The sequence below is a fragment of the Caulobacter sp. DMC95 genome (genome assembly GCF_056313785.1).
This window is the reverse complement of record NZ_JBQUZP010000009.1, coordinates 12,200-29,679: the sequence shown is the minus strand read 5'-3', so window position 1 is coordinate 29,679 and position 17,480 is coordinate 12,200. Positions and strand designations below refer to the sequence as shown.

The following is a 17,480-nucleotide window of genomic DNA, read 5'->3' as shown; positions in this document are numbered from 1 at the left end:
CGGGTCACAACCCGCGACCAATCGTCTCGCTTGGGCGATTAACCGGAATTCACCACGCGTGGGTACATCGCCTTAACCATCACCGACCATCCTGTACTGGAATGGGACGAGAGGGGGCCATATGGGCCAGCACGTGGAAACCCTGGTGATCGGGGCCGGTCCGGCCGGCCTGACGACCGCCTATACCCTGGCCAAGGCCGGGCGCGGCGTGACCGTGCTGGAGATGGACCCGACCTATGTCGGCGGGATCAGTCGGACCGTCGACTACAAGGGTTTCAAGTTCGACATCGGCGGTCACCGCTTCTTCTCAAAGAGCAAGGAGATCGTCGATCTTTGGAACGAGATTCTGCCCGACGACTTTATCGACCGTCCCCGCCTGTCGCGCATCTACTACCGCGAGAAGTTCTACGCCTATCCCCTGAAGGCCTTTGAGGCGCTCGCCAATCTGGGCGTCTGGACGGCCGCCAAGTGCATGGCCTCGTTCGGCTGGGCCAAGCTGAACCCGATCGCGGCCCCGACCACCTTCCACCAGTGGGTGCGCAACCAGTTCGGCGAGAAGCTGTTCTCGATCTTCTTCAAGACCTACACCGAGAAGGTGTGGGGCATGAGCTGCGACGAGATCTCGGCCGACTGGGCCAGCCAGCGGATCAAGGGGCTGGACCTGGGGGCGGCGATCATCGACGGCGTCAAGCGCTCGCTGGGCCTGCGCGGCAAGGCGGCCGAGGGCGGACCCAAGACCCTGATCGAGAGCTTCCGCTATCCGCGCAAGGGCCCCGGCATGATGTGGGAGGCCTGCGCCGACAAGGTCATGGCCCTGGGCGGCGACGTGCGCATGGGCCGCAAGGTCGATGGTCTGCACTATGACAAGATGGCCAAGATCTGGACCGTCGCGGTCACCTGCGCCGATGGCCGCAAGGAGATCTACACGGCTGATAACGTCGTCTCGTCCGCGCCGATCCGCGAGCTGATGCAGTCAATCAGCCCCACCCCGATCAGCGTCTTCCACGCCGGCGAGCTGATGTACCGCGACTTCATCACCGTGGTGCTGATCGGCAAACCGCAGAAGGAGCTGCCAGACAACTGGATCTACATCCACGACCCGTCGGTGAAGGTCGGCCGCGTGCAGAACTTCCGCTCATGGTCGCCGGAGATGATCCCGGACGGCGTCTCGACGTGTTTGGGTCTTGAGTACTTCTGCTTCGAGGGCGATGGCCTCTGGGTCACCTCGGATGAAGACCTGGTCGCTCAGGCCAAGCGGGAGATCGGCAAGATCGGCCTTATGGCGCCGGCGGACGTCTACGACGCCTGCGTGGTGCGCCAGCCCAAGGCCTATCCCGTTTACGACGACGCCTACGCCGAGCACGTGAAGATGATCCGTCTGGACCTGAAGATGCACTTCCCGGGCCTGCACCTGGTGGGTCGCAACGGCATGCACAAATACAACAACCAGGACCACGCCATGATGACCGGCCTGCTGACGGCCGAGAACATCATCGCCGGTGAGATCATCCACGACGTCTGGGAGGTCAACGAGGACGCCGAGTACGGCGAAGCCGGCGTCTCGGGCGCGCGTGAGGCGCTGCGCAGCCAGCGCGCCGTGCCCACGAAGGTCGCCGCATGATCTTCACCCTGGCCGGACCGATCTGGCGCCTCCTGCCGGAGGGCTTTCGGGAACTGATCCTCTATGGGCTGGTCAGCGCCGCCGCGCTGGCGGTCGACTGGGGGCTGCTGGTTCTGCTGACCTGGATGGGCGTGGACTACCTGGTGGCGTCGGGACTTGGCTTCTGCGTCGGCATCGGCGTGGCCTATGCTCTGTCCATCCGGGTCGTGTTCGCCCACCGGCCGATCGCCGACCGCTGGCGGGAGTTCACTGGCTTTCTTGGCGTGGGCCTTGCGGGCCTGCTTCTGACACAAGGGCTGATGATCGTCTGGGTCGAGGCCTTCGGCATGACGCCCGCCTCGGCCAAGGGGCCGACTGCCTGCCTCGTCTTCCTGTTCAATTTCACCGTCCGCCGGGCGCTGCTGTTCCGCGCGCCGCGCGCCGACATCGCCCGGTCGTGAACCGGCTGGAGCGCTTCGCTGACAGCCGCTGGTTCGGCTGGCTAGCGGCGTTCGGGCTGTTCCTGATCAGCCGGCCCTTCCAGGGGATACGCCATGATGGCCGTCTCTATGTCGCCGACGCGCTGGCCAAGCTGGACCCCCAAGGCGTCGGCAAGGATCTGCTCTTCGTCCATGACGGGCAGTTCGGATTCAGTCTGTACACGCCGCTGCTGGCGCGACTGATCGACGGTCTTGGAATCTCGGGCGGGACGCTGACGATCGTCCTCCTGACCCTTGTACTTTGGTTCTCAGCCCTGGTGCTTCTGGTCGAGCGGCTGCTGCCCGACAGATCGACCGGTGTGCGTTGGGCCGCCCTCGTCTTCGCGGTCGCCTTGCCGTCGCTCTATGGACCGCTCGATGTCATCGGCTTCGGCGAGCCCTATGCCACGCCACGCGGTCTGGCCGAGGCGGCGGGTCTGCTCGGCATGGCCGCCTATCTTTCCGCACGCCGTATCCTGAGCCTTGGCGTTTGCGTGGCGGGCATGCTCTTCCATCCGATCATGGGTCTGTGCGCGGCAGCCGCTATCGTCCTCGCCATCGCCCTGGAGGATCGGCGCTGGCTGTGGGCTGGTATGGCCGTCCTCGCGGCTGTGACGATCGGGGGACTGCTGCATCTGCCTTTGGCCGACCGGATCGTGACGGTGATGGATCCCGCCTGGCGCGCCATCGTCGAGACGCGCAGCCCGATCCTGTTCCCCAGCCTATGGTCCAGCGAAGCCTGGGGACGCCTGAGCGTGCAAGCCTGCACGTTGGCCGCCGCCGCCTCCCTGTTGAGCGGCGCGCCGCGCAGGCTGGCGCTGGGCGCCTTGATCGCCGGGCTTGCGGGCGTCGTCGCGACGGCCATCCTGGGCGATGGCCTGTCGTTGCTGCTCTTCCTCCAAGCCCAGACTTGGCGAACCCTGCAGCCCTTGGCGGTTTTGTCGCTGATCGGTCTGGCGGTCCTCTGCGCCGAGCTTCCCGGGCGCGGCGCAAGCGGTCTGATCGCGCTGGCGTTCCTTGGCGTGGCCTGGATGGTCCGTGACATTGGCGATCTTGGCCTTTTCACCGCCCCGATCGGGCTCGCGTTCGTGCTGCTCGGCGACCGGATGCGTCTGAGCCGGCCCAAGATCTACGCAGGCGCGGCGACCGGCCTGCTGGCGCTCGCGGCTATTGGCTATGCGACGCTCAGAAGCATAGCTTTGGAACGCTCGCTGGTCCGGATGCCGGAGAGCTGGCCGTTCAGCCAAGGCTTCGTTTGGGGCAGCGATCTGCCCAGCTTAGCGATTGCGATCGTGGTCGGGCTCTGGCTGGCGCGAGGCTGGAAGGCGCCGAGCCTGTCCTTGCGTTGGGCGGGCCTGCTCGTCGTTGGGCTTCTGGCCTTGGTGCTGTGGGACGACCGATCCGCTTATGTCCGCCATCGCGACGCGGGGCGCGACCCGGACCTCACAGCCCTGATCGCCAGCCGCCCCGGCGAGCTGCTCTGGCTGGCCGGGGATGTCGAGCCGTGGGTGTCTGCCGGGCGTCCGAGCTGGATGAGCAAGGTGCAAAGCGCCGGTGTGGTCTTCTCTCATCCATTGGCCGAGGCGCTTTGGAGCAGGGCGCAGCGTCTTGAGGCGGCCGGTCTTGCCGGACCCGATTGGATCCGGCCGCTGACGACGCCGGCTCTGAAACCGCCGCCTATCGAAGGGTTTAAGGTGCGCGCCTTCTGCGCTGCGCGGGACGCGCCGGCCTGGATTGTATCGCCGATCTGGGACGGAGAGGGGGCCCTCGTCTCGGTCCCCGGCGTGCGTCAGTGGTCGCCGCGCGCTCCGTATGTCGAGGACCTTTCCGACGCCGCAGGGCGTCGCTGGATGACGGCTCGCCGCTACGCGGTGATTCCGTGCCGGGCGGCCTGAACCGGTTCGCCGGCTATCGGGGGCGTCGTCAGTCGCCTGGCGCCCCAGCAGACAAAATGAACGAAAGCGTCGGCTAGGCCGACGATCGCCGCCAGCACGAAAACGCTCGAAATCGCCAGGATCGCCAGAACCGACATGGTGGATTCTCCTCTGGCCCAACAAGTCAGAAGGCGCGCTGAAGTTCCTCCGGCGAGGCTCGAAACACCAGAAAATCAACGCATATGGTTGACAACGTTGTCACGTTTCCGGTGAATGCGACATCCGCGCGAAGACGGATCTGACATATCGTCACTAGGGAGTGGTGCAGTGATTGCGTTCCTGACGTTCAACCTCGGAGGTGTCGGCCAATGACCGACGCCGCGATCGCCAAGACCACGACCAAGGGCGGGGGCGTTAAACTCGCCGTCGTCTATGTGACGTGCCTGTTCTTTATCTGGGCGCTGGTCACAAACCTGCTCGACCCGCTGCTGAAGACCATGAAGACGGTTTTCACCCTGACGCCGGTTGAGGCCAGCCTTACCGGCTTCGCTTTCTTCATCGCTTACGGGATCATGTCGCTGCCGTCGGCGGCGTTTCTCTCCAAGCTGGGCTACGCTCGCTCGGTGATGGTGGGCCTGGGCGGCATTGTCGCCGGCTGCTTCATCGCCATTGCGGCCGCCAAGCTGCACGTCTTTGGCGTCTTCCTGGTCGGCCTGTTCGTTATGGCCTCGGGCGTCACCCTGCTGCAGGTCGCAGCCAACCCGCTGATCGCCTCGATGGGCAAGCCCGAGGAATCCTCGTTCCGCCTGAACCTCTCGCAGGCGTTCAACTCGCTAGGCGCGGCCTGCGGCCTGTGGTTCGGCGCGAACTTCCTGCTCAAGGGCGAGATCTTCGAGAAGGACGTCGTTATCACCGACGCCATGCGTGAGCAGGCGCTGGGCTTCGTCAGCAACGTCTACCTCGCCATCGGCCTGGGCCTGGCGCTGTTCATCCTGCTGATCTTCATGGTCCGCCAGAAGATCACCGACGCCGCGCCCAAGACTGGCCAGCTGGTCAACCCGTTCACCGCCCTGACGTCCAAGTGGGCGAACCTCGGCGCGATCGGCATCTTCCTTTATGTCGGCGCAGAGGTGGCGATCTCGCTGCACCTGCTGTTGTTCCTCGAGCAGGCGCATATCCTGGACATCTCGTCCGAGCAGGCTGGCAAGCTGACGACCTTCTACATGGTCTTCGCCATGATCGGCCGGTTCGCGGGCTCGGCCCTGCTGAAGACGATCAAAGACTACACCATGCTGGCCATCGTGGCCGTGGGCGCGATCGCCCTCTGCGTGGTCGTGATCCTGACCAAGGACATGACGCCCAGCGCGCACGCTGGCACGGTGAACTTGCTGCTGGCCTCCGCGCCGGTGACGACGGGTCTGATCCCGGCCTTCGCGGCCCTGCTGGTCGGCCTGTTCAACTCGATCATGTTCCCGACGATCTTCACCCTGACCCTGCAGCGCTCTTCGGCGCCGACCTCGGCGACCTCGGGCCTGCTGTGCATGGCCATCGTCGGCGGCGCTTTCCTGCCGCTGGCCTTCGCCAAGATCGAAGAGATGACCGGCTCAATGGCCATGGGCTTCGCCGCCCCGCTGGTCTGCTACGTCTATGTCCTGTGGTTCGCCCTAGTCGCCAAAAAGGCCCCGACCCACGAGATTCAGGAGGGTGTGGCCGGCGGCCACTAGCTCTTCGCCTGATACTGCCCTGCAAGCGCCCCCGGGAGGTTCGTCCTCCCGGGGTTCTTTTTGGGGCGAGGGCGTGAGTGACACGACGCGGATCGCCGCGTTTTTAGGCGCTTCAGTTTTCCTGGGGGCGCCCGTGGAAAAACCTCGCTCGTAAATCCCAGCGCGCAACACGACATTCACCCGATACGATTGTCGAGGAACGTCATGGCCGCCACCCAGAGCAAGAGCAGCCGCTTCATCGGCGGGTTTGGGGCGCAGGTCCTGATCGCCATGGTGGCGGGCCTCGGTCTAGGGCTCCTCGCCCGTCACCTTGGACCGGCCGAAGGGCAGGGCGGCTACGCCCTGGCCGAGACGCTTCGGCAGGTAGGGCAGATCTTCGTCCAGTTGCTCCGCGTGCTGGTCCCGCCGCTGGTGTTCACCGCGATTGTCGCCAGCATCGCCAACATCGCCCAGATGCAGAACGCCGCCCGACTGGTGTGGCGGACCCTGTTCTGGTTTGCGATCACGGCCCTCATCGCGGTGCTGATCGGGATCGCGCTTGGCCTCGTCCTGCAGCCCGGCCTGCACGCCAGCCTCGACGCCGCCGCCGCCAAGGCGCCGAAGACGCATGGCTCCTGGCTCGATTTTCTGACGGGTCTCGTGCCGGTCAATATCCTGGGCCTCGCCGCCTCGACCAAGATCTCCGACGCGGGCGCGGCTAGCACGTCGCTGTCGTTCAACGTCTTGCAGATCGTGGTCATCTCATTGGTCACCGGCGTCGCCGCTCTTAAGGTCGGCGAAGCGGGCGAGGCCTTCCTGAAGTTCAACGCCTCGGCCTTGGCCATTGTCCGCAAGGTGCTGTGGTGGGTGATCCGCCTGACGCCGATCGGCACGGTCGGCCTGTTCGGCAATGCGGTGGCGCAATACGGCTGGACCACGCTGGGACAGCTCGGCGCCTTCACCGTGGCCATCTATGTGGGTCTGGGTTTGGTGCTGCTGGTCGTCTATCCGAGCCTGCTGGCGCTGAACGGATTGAACCCGATCCGCTTCTTCCGGGGCGCCTGGCCGGCCATCCAGTTGGGCTTTGTCTCGCGCTCGTCCATCGGCACGCTGCCCGTGACCGAGACCGTGACCGAAACGCGCCTGGGCGTGCCGCGCGCCTACGCCGCCTTTGCCGTGCCTCTGGGCGCGACCACCAAGATGGACGGCTGCGCCGCCATCTACCCAGCCATCGCCGCGATCTTCGTCGCTCAGTTCTTTGGGGTGCAGCTCGTCTGGTCGGACTATGTCCTGATCGTCTTCGTGTCAGTGATTGGCTCGGCGGCGACGGCGGGTCTTACGGGCGCGACTGTGATGCTGACCCTGACCCTGTCCACCCTAGGACTGCCCCTGGAAGGCGCGGGCCTCCTGCTGGCGATCGATCCCATCCTCGACATGGGGCGCACAGCGGTGAATGTCGCTGGCCAGGCGCTGGTCCCGACTCTTGTCGCCAAGCGGGAAGGCATTCTGGACCTGGAGGCTTACAACGCCCCGGGTTCCTCGCTCGACGGGGTGCTCCACGCGGCCGAATAGGCGAGCGCGGTTGCACGGCGATGCTTTAGCGGCGAGTTTGCGCGCCTCGTGAAGCGTCCCCGGGGGATTCCATGGCCTTGAAGACGAAGACCGGCGGCCCCGCTGGGCCCAGCCGACGCGGATTCCTGTCCGGCGCAGCCGCGCTGGCGGGTTTGGCCGTGACGGCGCCTCCGGCCTTCGCCCGCGCCTCGGGACGTGTCGAGGCGCTGCTGGCCCAGATGACGCTTGAGGAGAAGGCTGGCCAGCTTTCGTGCTTCGCCGACATGATCCGCCCGCCGATCGGCGACATGAATCCACTGGTCAACATCCGCAACGCCCAGACGCTGACGGCCGAGATCAAGGCTGGACGGATCGGGACGCTGATGAATGGTGTCGGGGCGCAAGCCGCGCTCGAGACCCAGAGGGCGGCGGTCGAAGGCTCGCGGCTGAAGATCCCGCTGTTGTTCGCGGCGGATGTGATCCACGGCTTCCGCACCGTCTACCCGATCCCGCTCGCCGAGGCGGCCAGCTTCGATCCCCACTTGGCCGAGCGCACGGCGCGGGCGGCTGCGGTCGAGGCGTCGGCCTCGGGTCTGCATTGGACGTTCGCGCCGATGGTCGACATCGCGCGTGACCAACGGTGGGGCAGGGTGGCCGAAGGCGCGGGCGAGGACGTCTATCTGGGCGAGGTCATGGCCGCCGCGCGGGTGCGCGGCTTCCAGGGGCGCGACCTCAAGGCGGCCGACAGCATGCTGGCCACGCCCAAGCACTTCGCCGGCTACGGCGCAGTGATGGCGGGCATGGAGTACAATTCGGTCGAGATGTCCGAGGCGACGCTGCGCGAGACGCATCTGCCGCCGTTCCAGGCCTCGTTCGCCGCTGGCGCCATGACGACGATGTCGGCCTTCAACGACATCAATGGTATCCCCGCTACAGCCAACCGACGCCTGCTCACCGACATCTTGCGCGGCGAGTGGGGCTTCAAGGGCGTGGTCATCTCGGACTACACCGCCGACCAGGAGCTGGTGGCGCACGGCTATGCCGCCGATGATCGCGACGCCGCGCACCTGGCCATCCTGGCGGGCATCGATATCAGCATGCAGAGCGGCCTCTACATCCGCTATCTGCCCGAGCTCGTCGCCTCGGGCGCGGTGCCCGTCGAGGCCGTGGACCAAGCGGTCCGGCGCGTCCTGGCGCTGAAGGAGGCCATCGGCCTCTTCGACAATCCGTATCGGTCCCTCGATCCCGAGGCAGAGCGCAGGCATACCGCCACCCCTGCGATGCGCGCGCTGAGCCGAGAGTCCGGCGCCCGGTCGATCGTGTTGCTGAAGAACGACCAGAACCTCTTGCCGCTGCCCAAGTCAGGTAAGCGACTGGCGTTGATCGGCCCCTTCGCCGACGATCGTGACAACGTGCTGGGCGCATGGGGCGGCTTCTTCGCCGACCGCAAGCTGAACGTCGATCTCGCCACGGGGCTTCGCGCCCAGATGGCCGACCCCGCCAGTCTCATCGTCGAGCGCGGCTGCGAGGTCGAGACCACTATCGCCGGCGGCTTCGAGCGCGCCGTCGCCGCAGCGCAGGCCGCCGACATCGTCCTGCTGGCGGTCGGCGAGAGCGAGGACATGACCGGCGAGGCCAAGTCCCGCACCGACATCCGCATCCCGCCGGTCCAGCAACGTCTGGCCGAGGCGGTCGCCGCCACCGGCAAGCCCGTGGTGGTGCTGCTGCGCCATGGTCGCGCCATCGCGTTGGAAGGCGTCGTCAAAGACGCTCCGGCCATCTTGGCCACCTGGTTCCTGGGCAGTGAGATGGGCCACGCGGTGGCTGACGTGCTGTTTGGAACGGTGAATCCGTCCGGGCGCCTGCCAGTCAGCTTCCCGATCGATAGCGGACAGCAGCCGTTCTTCTACAACAGCCGTACGACCGGTCGTCCCGCGCCCGCCGATCCGAACGCGCAGGAGTACAAGGCGCGCTGGCGGTCGATCCGCAACGACGCGCTCTATCCGTTCGGCTTCGGGCTGGGCTATGCGAGCTTTGCGCTCTCCGATCTCAGGCTCAGCACCGCCCGGCTGGGTTGGGACGATACGCTGCGTGTCAGCGCCAAGGTTCGCAACACGGGCCAGGTCCACGGCGAGCATGTGGTGCAGCTCTACATTCGCGATCGGTTGGCCAGCCGTACGCGACCGGTGCGCGAACTGAAGGGCTTTCAGCGGGTCGCGTTGCCGCCTGGCGCCGAGCATGAGGTCCGGTTCGAGCTCAAGCGGGAAAACCTGATGTTCGTCGGCGACAACGACTATTGGATCGTCGAGCCCGGCATGTTTGACGTCTGGATCGCCAATTCCTGTGTCGACGGACTTTCCGGCGGATTCGAGCTTCTACCGCCCAACCGGGTCTGAACGCCGAATCGGAAGCCTTAACAAAACGACGGTCTGCCCGTCTCGACCGCGTCTCGGCGATCCGACCAGCCCGCGAATATTAGTCGACTGGTAAGAGATCGGCCGCTTGCAGGTATTGAGGCGCCCCAAAGCCAAAGGGGGCTGACGCCTTGACTTGAAAGGCCTTTTTAGGGTTTCCGGTCTCGCCCGACGAGTTCCTCAGGTTGCGTTGACCGACAAAGTCGATCTGCGGCCGCGTGTCTCGTTGAAAGGTGTTGGAAAGGAAATATGGTTACCGAGATGTGGCCTAGTGTGGCTACATTGGGGCGCTTGCGTATCGGGGCGTCTAAACATTGCTCGGACGCGCGTTGGGGGCGTCCACCAGCAAGGATGGACGAATGGCGATCTCCAGTCTTTCCGCCGCGCAGATCTCGGCCCTTTCGGTCACCGCGATCCAGGGTCTGACGACCACGGACATTCAGTCCCTCAACGGCACACAGATCGCCGCGATCAGCGCGACCGGCATCGGCGCGCTCGCCGATACTCAGGTCGCCGCCCTCTCGACCACCCAGGTCAAGGCGCTGACGGCCACCCAGATCCCGAAGTTTGCAACTTCGGTGGTCTTCGACGTCACCCAACTGACGCAGCTCTCCACCCAGCAGGTTTCCGCGCTGACCTCCACCCAGCTGGCGGCGCTCGACACCTCCCACATCGCTGTTCTGAGCGCGACGCAGCTCGGCGCGCTTTCGGCGACCAACTTCTCGGGTCTGGACGCCACCCAGGTCGGCGAACTCAATGAAACCCAGGTCAAAGGGCTGACGGCCAGCCAGATCAAGGGGCTGACGACCACAGATATCGCCGAGCTTGCGGGAACCCAGGTTGCGGCGCTTTCGGCCGACCGCGTCGCCGCGCTCAGCGTCACCAACCTGTCGGCGCTCGATGCGACACAGGTGGGCGCGCTCAGCACAAGCCAGGTCGCGGCGCTGTCGACGACCCAGCTCAAGGGTCTGACCACCACCGATATCGGTGAGCTGGCGACGACCCAGGTCGCAGCGCTCTCCGCAGCGCAGGTCGGCGCGCTGTCGGCGACGAACTTCTCGGCGCTGAGCGCGACCCAGGTGGGCGCGCTGTCCGTGACGCAGGTCAAGGGCGTCACGATCGACCAGATCAAGGGGCTGACCACCACCGACATTGGCGAGTTGGCCGACACGCAAGTCGGCGCGCTCAGCACGGCGCAGATCGGCGCGCTGGCGACCACGCAGACTCAGCAGCTCTCGACGACCCAGCTCGCGGTCCTGGCCTCGACCCAGGTCGCCGCGCTGAGCGCTACGAATTTCTCGGCGTTGAACGCCACGCAGGTCGGCTCTCTCACCGAGACGCAGGTCAAAGGGCTGACGGTTGCTCAACTGGCCGCACTGACCACGACCGATGTTGGTGAGCTTGCGGACACGCAGATCGCGGCGCTGTCCGCGACGCAGTTGGGAGCCATTTCCGCGACCGCCTTCTCGGCGCTGGACGCCACGCAGGTTGCGGCGCTGTCGACCACCCAGGTCAAGGGTCTCACGACGACGCAGCTCAAAGGGCTGACGACGACGGATATCGGTGAGCTGGCCGACACCCAGATCGGCGCTCTGGCCACGAGCCAGTTGGCGGGCGTCACCGCCACGAACATCTCTGCGCTTGACGCCACCCAGGCTGCGGCGCTGTCGGTGACCCAGATCAAGGGGCTGACGGCGGATCAGTTGAAGGGCCTAACGACCACGGATGTCGGCGAACTGGCTGACACGCAGGTCGCGGCTCTGTCCGCGGATCAACTGAAAAACCTGTCGGCGACGAACGTCTCGGCGCTGAGCCAGACCCAAGTGTCGGCCCTGACCAACACGCAGGTCGCGGGCCTGACCACGACCCAGCTCAAGGGTCTGTCGGTCACCGACATCGAAGAGTTGTCCGCCACGCAGGTCGGCGCTCTGACGACGGCGCAGATCGGCGCCCTGGCCTCGACGCAGGTTCAAGAGCTCTCGACGACGCAGATCGGCGGGCTGTCGTCCGCGCAGGTCGGCGCGCTGACCCCGACGAACCTGAGCCTGCTCGACGCCACCCAGCTGGGCGCGCTGACCAGCACTCAGATCAAGGGCCTGACGAACGCCCAGATGTCCGGGCTGACGACCACCAATGTCAGCAATCTGGCCGACACCCAGGTCGCGGCGCTGTCGTCGACCCAGCTTGGCGCCTTGACGGCGACGGGCTTCTCGACGCTGAACAGCACCCAGGTCACCGCTCTGAGCGAGACCCAAGTCAAAGGCCTGACCGCCACTCAGCTCAAGGGTCTGACCACTACCGACATCAGCGAACTGGCGACCACCCAGCTGGCGTCACTGTCGACCGCGCAACTGGGCGCGTTGACGGCCACGAATCTGTCGGCGCTGGACGCCACCCAGACGGCTGCGCTGACCACCACGCAAATCAAGGGCCTGACGGCTGACCAACTCAAGGGGTTGACGACGACGGATATCGGCGAGCTCGCCGATACGCAGATCGCCGCCCTGACCGCCGACCAGATCAAGAACCTGTCGGCCACCAATGTCTCGGCGCTCAGCCAGACGCAGGTCGCGGCGCTCAGCGCCACCCAGGTCAAGGGTCTCACGACGACCCAATTGCAGGGCCTGACGACGACGGATATCGGCGAGCTGGCCGACACGCAGATCGCCGCCCTGGCCACCTCGCAGATCACGGCCCTGAGCCTGACCAACGTCAAGAGCCTGTCGACCACCCAGGTCGGCGCTCTGAGCGCGTCTCAAGTGGGGGCCCTGTCGGCGACGAACTTCTCGGCGTTCGACGCGACCCAGGTCGGGGCGCTCAATGAAACCCAGATCAAGGGCCTGACCACGGCTCAGCTCGGCGGGTTGACCGCGACGGACATCGGCGAACTGGCGACGACGCAGCTGGCGGCGCTGGCTTCGACCCAGATCGGCGCGCTGACGCCCACCGCCTTCTCGGCGCTGGACGCCACCCAGACCGCCGCCCTGAGCACAACCCAGGTCAAGGGCCTGACCACGACGCAGCTCAAGGGTTTGACGACCACCGACATAGGTGAGCTCGGTGACACCCAGGTGGGCGCCCTGAGCGCCACCCAGCTGGGAGCGCTGACGGCGACCGGCTTCTCGGCCCTGAACGAAACCCAGGTCGCGGCGCTGACCACGACCCAGGTGAAGGGGCTCACGGCCGACCAGATCAAGGGCCTGACGACCACGGACATCGGCGAACTGGCCGACACCCAGGTCGCGGCGCTTTCGGCCGATCAGATCAAAAACCTGTCGGCGACGAACGTCTCGGCGCTGAGCCAGACCCAGATCTCCGCGCTGAGCAACACCCAGGTCCAGGCCCTGTCGACGACCCAGCTCAAGGGGCTGACGACAACCGACATCGACGAGCTGTCGGCCACCCAGGTCGGCGCCTTGTCAGCGGCCCAGATCACGGCCCTAGCCTCGACCCAGGTGCAGGAGCTGTCCACCACCCAGATCGGCGGCCTCTCCTCGACCCAGATCGGCGCGATCACCGCAACGAACTTCAGCCTGCTGGACGCCACCCAGTTCGGCGCTTTGACGGCGACCCAAATCAAGGGCGTGACGACCAGCCAACTGGCGGCGCTCAACACGACGAATGTGGCTAATCTGGCCGACACCCAGGTGGCGGCGCTTTCGGCCAGCCAACTCGGCGCACTGAACGCCACGAACTTCTCGGCGCTGGACGCCACCCAGGTCGGCGCTATCACCGAGACCCAGATCAAGGGCGTGACGGCGACGCAGCTGAAGGGGCTCACGATCACCGACATCGGCGAGCTCTCGAGCACGCAGCTGTCGGCGCTTTCAACGGCGCAGATCGGGGCTCTGTCGGCGACGAACTTCTCGGCCTTCGACGCCACCCAGATCAGCGTGCTGAACGCCACCCAGATCAAGGGCCTCACGGCGGACCAGATCAAAGGCCTCGCAACCACTGACGTGGCGGAGCTGGCCAACACCCAGATCGCCGCCTTGACGGCCGATCAGATCAAGAACCTGTCGTCCACCAACCTGTCTGCTCTGGACGCCACCCAGACAGCCGCCCTGACCATCACCCAAATCAAGGGCCTGACGAACACTCAACTGGCCGGGCTGACGACCACCGACATTAGCGACCTTGCCGATACGCAGATCGCTGCGCTGTCGTCGGCGCAGATCACGGCGCTGAATGTCGAGGACCTGACGACCACCCAGATCTCGGGCCTCAGCTCCACGGTGATCGGCGCCATCGGCCCGACCAAGTTCTCGGCGTGGGACGCCACTCAGGTCTCTGCGCTGAACGCGACCCAGCTCAAGGGTCTGACGACCAGCCAGCTGACCGCGCTGACGACGACGGACATCGGCGAGTTGGCCGACACCCAAGTGGCCGCCTTGACAGCGACCCAGCTGGGCGCGCTGTCGGCGACGGGCTTCTCGGCGCTGGACGCCACGCAGGTGGCGGCGCTGTCGAGCACCCAGATCAAGGGCCTCACCGCCACTCAGCTTAAGGGCCTGACCACCACCGATATCGGCCAACTGGCCGACACCCAGGTGGCCGCCCTGACGGCGACCCAGCTCGGCGCCCTAACGGCGACCGGCTTCTCGGCGCTGGACGCGACGCAACTGGCCGCCTTGAGCGCGACGCAGATCAAGGGGCTCAGCGCCGATCAACTCAAGGGTCTGACGACCACCGACATCGGTGAGTTCTCGACCACTCAGATCCAGGCGCTGACGAGCGATCAGCTCAAGAACCTGTCGGCGACCAACATCTCGGCCCTGGCCGATACGCAGGTTGCGACTCTCTCCAACACCCAGATCCAGGCGCTGTCAGCGACCCAGCTGAAGGGGCTGTCGGTCACCGACATCGACGAGCTCTCGGCGACCCAGATCGGCGCGCTGTCGGCGGCGCAGATCGGAGCGCTGGCCACGACCCAGGTCCAGGAGCTGTCGACCACTCAGATCGGCGGTCTGGCGGCCACCCAGGTGGCGGCGATCTCGACGACCAACCTGAACCAGCTCGACGCCACCCAAGTCGGGGCGCTCAGCACCACTCAGGTCAAGGGCCTGACGGCGGATCAGCTGAAGAACCTGTCGACCACGAACGTTGGCAATTTGGCTGACACCCAGGTTGCCGCCTTGTCGGCCACGCAGCTTGGAGCCCTAACGGCGACGGGCTTCTCGACTCTCAACGCCACCCAGGTGGGGGCTTTGAGCGAGACGCAGGTCAAGGGGCTGACGGCGACGCAACTGAAGGGGCTGACCACCACCGACATCGGTGAGCTGGCGACGACTCAGCTCAGCGCGCTCAGCGCCTCGCAGATCGGCGCCCTGACGACGACCGGCTTCTCGGCGCTGGACGCGACCCAGGTTGGCGCGCTCACGACGACCCAGATCAAGGGGCTGACGGCGGATCAGCTGAAGAACCTGACCACCACGGATATCGGCGAACTGGCCGACACCCAGGTGGCGGCGTTGACGGCCGACCAGATCAAGAACCTGTCGACCACCAACATCTCGGCGCTGTCGGCCACTCAGTCTGCGGCCCTGACGGCGACGCAGATCAAGGGGCTGACCAACACCCAGATCCAGGGCCTGAGCACAACGGATGTGGGCGACCTCGCCGACACCCAGATCGCGGCGCTGCAGACGTCGCAACTTGCAGCCCTCGCGACGACCCAGGCTCAGACGCTGTCGACCACCCAGCTGGGCGCGTTGAGCGCTACGCAGGTTGGCGCGCTGACCACCCAGGCCTTCTCGGCCCTGGACGCCACGCAGGTCGGCGCCCTGACGACGACGCAGGTCAAGGGGCTCACCAACAGCCAGCTGACCGCCCTGACGACCACGGATGTCGGCCAGCTTGCCGACACCCAGGTGGGCGCCTTGAGCGCGACGCAGCTGGGCGCCCTGACGGCCACGGCCTTCTCGGCTCTGGACGCCACCCAGGTGGCGGCGCTGACGACGACCCAGATCAAGGGTCTTACCGCCACGCAGCTTAAGGGCCTGACCACCACCGACATTGGCGAACTGGCCGACACCCAAGTGGGCGCCCTGAGCGCGACCCAGCTTGGCGCTCTGACGGACACGGGCTTCTCCGCTCTGAACGAGACCCAGGTCGCGGCTCTGTCGGCGACGCAGATCAAGGGTCTGACCGCAACCCAGGTGAAGGGCTTGAGCACCACTGACATCAGTGAGTTCTCGACCACCCAGATCACGGCTTTGACCGCGGATCAGCTGAAGAGCCTGTCGGCGACCAACATCTCTGCGCTCGCGGACACCCAGGTCGCGGCGCTGAGCAACACCCAGATCCAGGCGCTGTCGACGACGCAGCTCAAGGGCCTGTCGGTGACGGACATCGACGAGCTCTCGGCCACCCAGGTCGGCGCTCTGTCGGCGGCCCAGGTCGCGGCGCTGGCCTCGACCCAGATCCAGGAGCTGTCGACCACCCAGATCGGCGGTCTGTCGGCCACGCAGATCGGCGCGATCTCGGCGACCAACTTCAGCCTGCTGGACGCCACTCAGGTCGGCGCCCTCACGACGACCCAGGTCAAGGGGCTGACCGTCGGCCAACTGGCGGGCCTCACCACCACCAACGTCTCGGATCTGGCCGACACCCAGGTGGGGGCGTTGAGCTCGACCCAGCTGGGCGCGCTGACGGCCACCGGCTTCTCGACGCTGAACGGCACCCAAGTCGCCGCCCTGAGCACCACGCAGCTCAAGGGCATGACCGCGACGCAGCTCAAGGGGCTGACCACCACCGATATCGGCGAGCTGGCCGACACCCAGGTCGCCGCCCTGTCGGCCGCCCAGATCGCGGCGCTGTCCTCGACCAATGTCTCCGCGCTGGACGCCACCCAGGTCGCCGCCCTGACCACGACGCAGGTCAAGGGTCTGACCGTGGATCAACTCAAGGGCCTGACGACCACGGATATCGGCGAACTGGCCGACACCCAGATTGCGGCCCTGGCTCCCAGCCAACTGCTGGCGCTGTCCACGACCAACCTTTCGGCCCTGGACGCCACCCAGATGGCGGCTTTGACCGTGACGCAGGTCAAGGGTCTCAGCGTCGACCAGGTGAAGGGTCTGTCGACGACGGATATCGGCGAGCTGGCCGGAACCCAGGTTGGCGCGTTGACCAACTCGCACATCAGCGCCTTGGCCACGACCCAGGCGCAGCAGCTCAGCACCACCCAGCTCGCCGCATTGAGCAGCTCGCAGTTGGGCGCCCTGACCGTCACGGCGTTCTCGACGCTGGACGCCACCCAGGTCGGCGCGCTGACGAGCACGCAGGTGAAGGGCCTAGGCACGACCCAGTTGGCGGGCCTGACCACGACGGATATCGGCCAGTTCGCCGACACCCAGATCGCCGCGCTCAGCACGGTGCAGCTCGGGGCCCTGTCTGCGACCAACCTCTCCGCGCTGGACGCCACCCAGACCGCAGCGCTGTCGACGACCCAGATCAAGGGTCTCACCGCCACGCAGCTCAAGGGCCTCAGCTCGACCGATGTGGCGGACCTCGACGCCACGCAGATCGGCGCGCTGACCTCGACGCAACTTGGCGCTCTGACCACCACGGTGATCGACAGCCTGACCACCACCCAGATCGGACAGCTGCAGACCACTCAGCTGACCGGCCTGACGACGACGCAGCTGGACTATCTCTCGACCACCAATATCGAGGCGATGACCAGCACCCAGGCCAACGCCCTGACCGCCACTCAGGTGCAAAGCCTGAGCGACGCCCAGGTCGTTTCGTACCTGACCGTCACCTGATCCTGACATCCGCCGCCGGCGTCTTCGAACGCTGGCGGCGGATAGTAGCTCGGCCGATGGTCGAGTTTATGCCCCCATGCCATGATCGCG

Annotated in this window: 9 protein-coding genes; 8 read left to right on the top strand and 1 reads right to left on the bottom strand. The window is 66.1% G+C overall.

Annotated elements, in window-relative coordinates:
• Positions 1 to 121: 121 nt before the first annotated feature.
• Genes ACT53N_RS17970 through ACT53N_RS17960 form a run of 3 tightly spaced genes read left to right on the top strand, consistent with a single transcriptional unit; the run spans position 122 to position 3,974 of the window.
• Positions 122 to 1,621: an NAD(P)/FAD-dependent oxidoreductase gene (locus ACT53N_RS17970; RefSeq protein WP_476065160.1), complete on the top strand. Its 1,500-nt coding sequence runs from the start codon at positions 122 to 124 to the stop codon at positions 1,619 to 1,621.
• The gene (locus ACT53N_RS17965; protein WP_476065159.1) at positions 1,618 to 2,061 is read left to right on the top strand and encodes a GtrA family protein; all 444 of its coding nucleotides are present in this window, start codon (positions 1,618 to 1,620) and stop codon (positions 2,059 to 2,061) included. Before ACT53N_RS17970 ends, ACT53N_RS17965 begins: the two co-directional genes overlap by 4 nt.
• Positions 2,058 to 3,974, top strand: a complete 1,917-nt coding sequence (locus ACT53N_RS17960; protein ID WP_476065158.1) for a hypothetical protein — start codon at positions 2,058 to 2,060, stop codon at positions 3,972 to 3,974. The genes ACT53N_RS17965 and ACT53N_RS17960 overlap by 4 nt, the downstream gene beginning before the upstream one ends.
• Here the strand turns inward: ACT53N_RS17960 and ACT53N_RS17955 are convergent.
• Positions 3,944 to 4,111, bottom strand: a complete 168-nt coding sequence (locus ACT53N_RS17955; protein ID WP_476065157.1) for a hypothetical protein — start codon at positions 4,109 to 4,111, stop codon at positions 3,944 to 3,946. The genes ACT53N_RS17960 and ACT53N_RS17955 overlap by 31 nt on opposite strands.
• 169 nt (positions 4,112 to 4,280) lie before the next feature.
• Here ACT53N_RS17955 and ACT53N_RS17950 point away from each other — a divergent pair, with 169 nt between their 5' ends.
• From ACT53N_RS17950 to ACT53N_RS17930, 5 genes are all read left to right on the top strand, one after another.
• Positions 4,281 to 4,325 (top strand): hypothetical protein, encoded by a 45-nt coding sequence (locus ACT53N_RS17950; RefSeq protein ID WP_024265671.1) that lies wholly within the window; start codon positions 4,281 to 4,283, stop codon positions 4,323 to 4,325.
• Positions 4,322 to 5,677, top strand: coding sequence for a sugar MFS transporter (locus tag ACT53N_RS17945; protein ID WP_476065156.1), 1,356 nt, complete (start codon positions 4,322 to 4,324; stop codon positions 5,675 to 5,677). The genes ACT53N_RS17950 and ACT53N_RS17945 overlap by 4 nt, the downstream gene beginning before the upstream one ends.
• Positions 5,678 to 5,881: 204 nt before the next feature.
• Positions 5,882 to 7,228 carry a dicarboxylate/amino acid:cation symporter gene (locus tag ACT53N_RS17940; protein ID WP_476065155.1) on the top strand — a complete coding sequence of 449 codons (1,347 nt, stop codon included), beginning with the start codon at positions 5,882 to 5,884 and terminating at the stop codon, positions 7,226 to 7,228.
• Between the two features lie 71 nt (positions 7,229 to 7,299).
• Positions 7,300 to 9,603: a glycoside hydrolase family 3 N-terminal domain-containing protein gene (locus tag ACT53N_RS17935; RefSeq protein ID WP_476065154.1), complete on the top strand. Its 2,304-nt coding sequence runs from the start codon at positions 7,300 to 7,302 to the stop codon at positions 9,601 to 9,603.
• A gap of 347 nt (positions 9,604 to 9,950) precedes the next feature.
• A complete protein-coding gene (locus tag ACT53N_RS17930) occupies positions 9,951 to 17,390 on the top strand; it encodes a beta strand repeat-containing protein (RefSeq protein WP_476065153.1) in 7,440 nt (2,479 codons plus the stop codon).
• Positions 17,391 to 17,480: the final 90 nt, after the last annotated feature.

Excerpts from the sequence above, each read along its gene's own strand:
- ACT53N_RS17970 (WP_476065160.1), top strand. The coding sequence starts at position 122 with ATGGGCCAGCACGTGGAAACCCTGGTGATCGGGGCCGGTCCGGCCGGC.
- ACT53N_RS17965 (WP_476065159.1), top strand. The coding sequence starts at position 1,618 with ATGATCTTCACCCTGGCCGGACCGATCTGGCGCCTCCTGCCGGAGGGC.
- ACT53N_RS17955 (WP_476065157.1), bottom strand. The coding sequence starts at position 4,111 with ATGTCGGTTCTGGCGATCCTGGCGATTTCGAGCGTTTTCGTGCTGGCG.
- ACT53N_RS17945 (WP_476065156.1), top strand. The coding sequence starts at position 4,322 with ATGACCGACGCCGCGATCGCCAAGACCACGACCAAGGGCGGGGGCGTT.
- ACT53N_RS17940 (WP_476065155.1), top strand. The coding sequence starts at position 5,882 with ATGGCCGCCACCCAGAGCAAGAGCAGCCGCTTCATCGGCGGGTTTGGG.
- ACT53N_RS17935 (WP_476065154.1), top strand. The coding sequence starts at position 7,300 with ATGGCCTTGAAGACGAAGACCGGCGGCCCCGCTGGGCCCAGCCGACGC.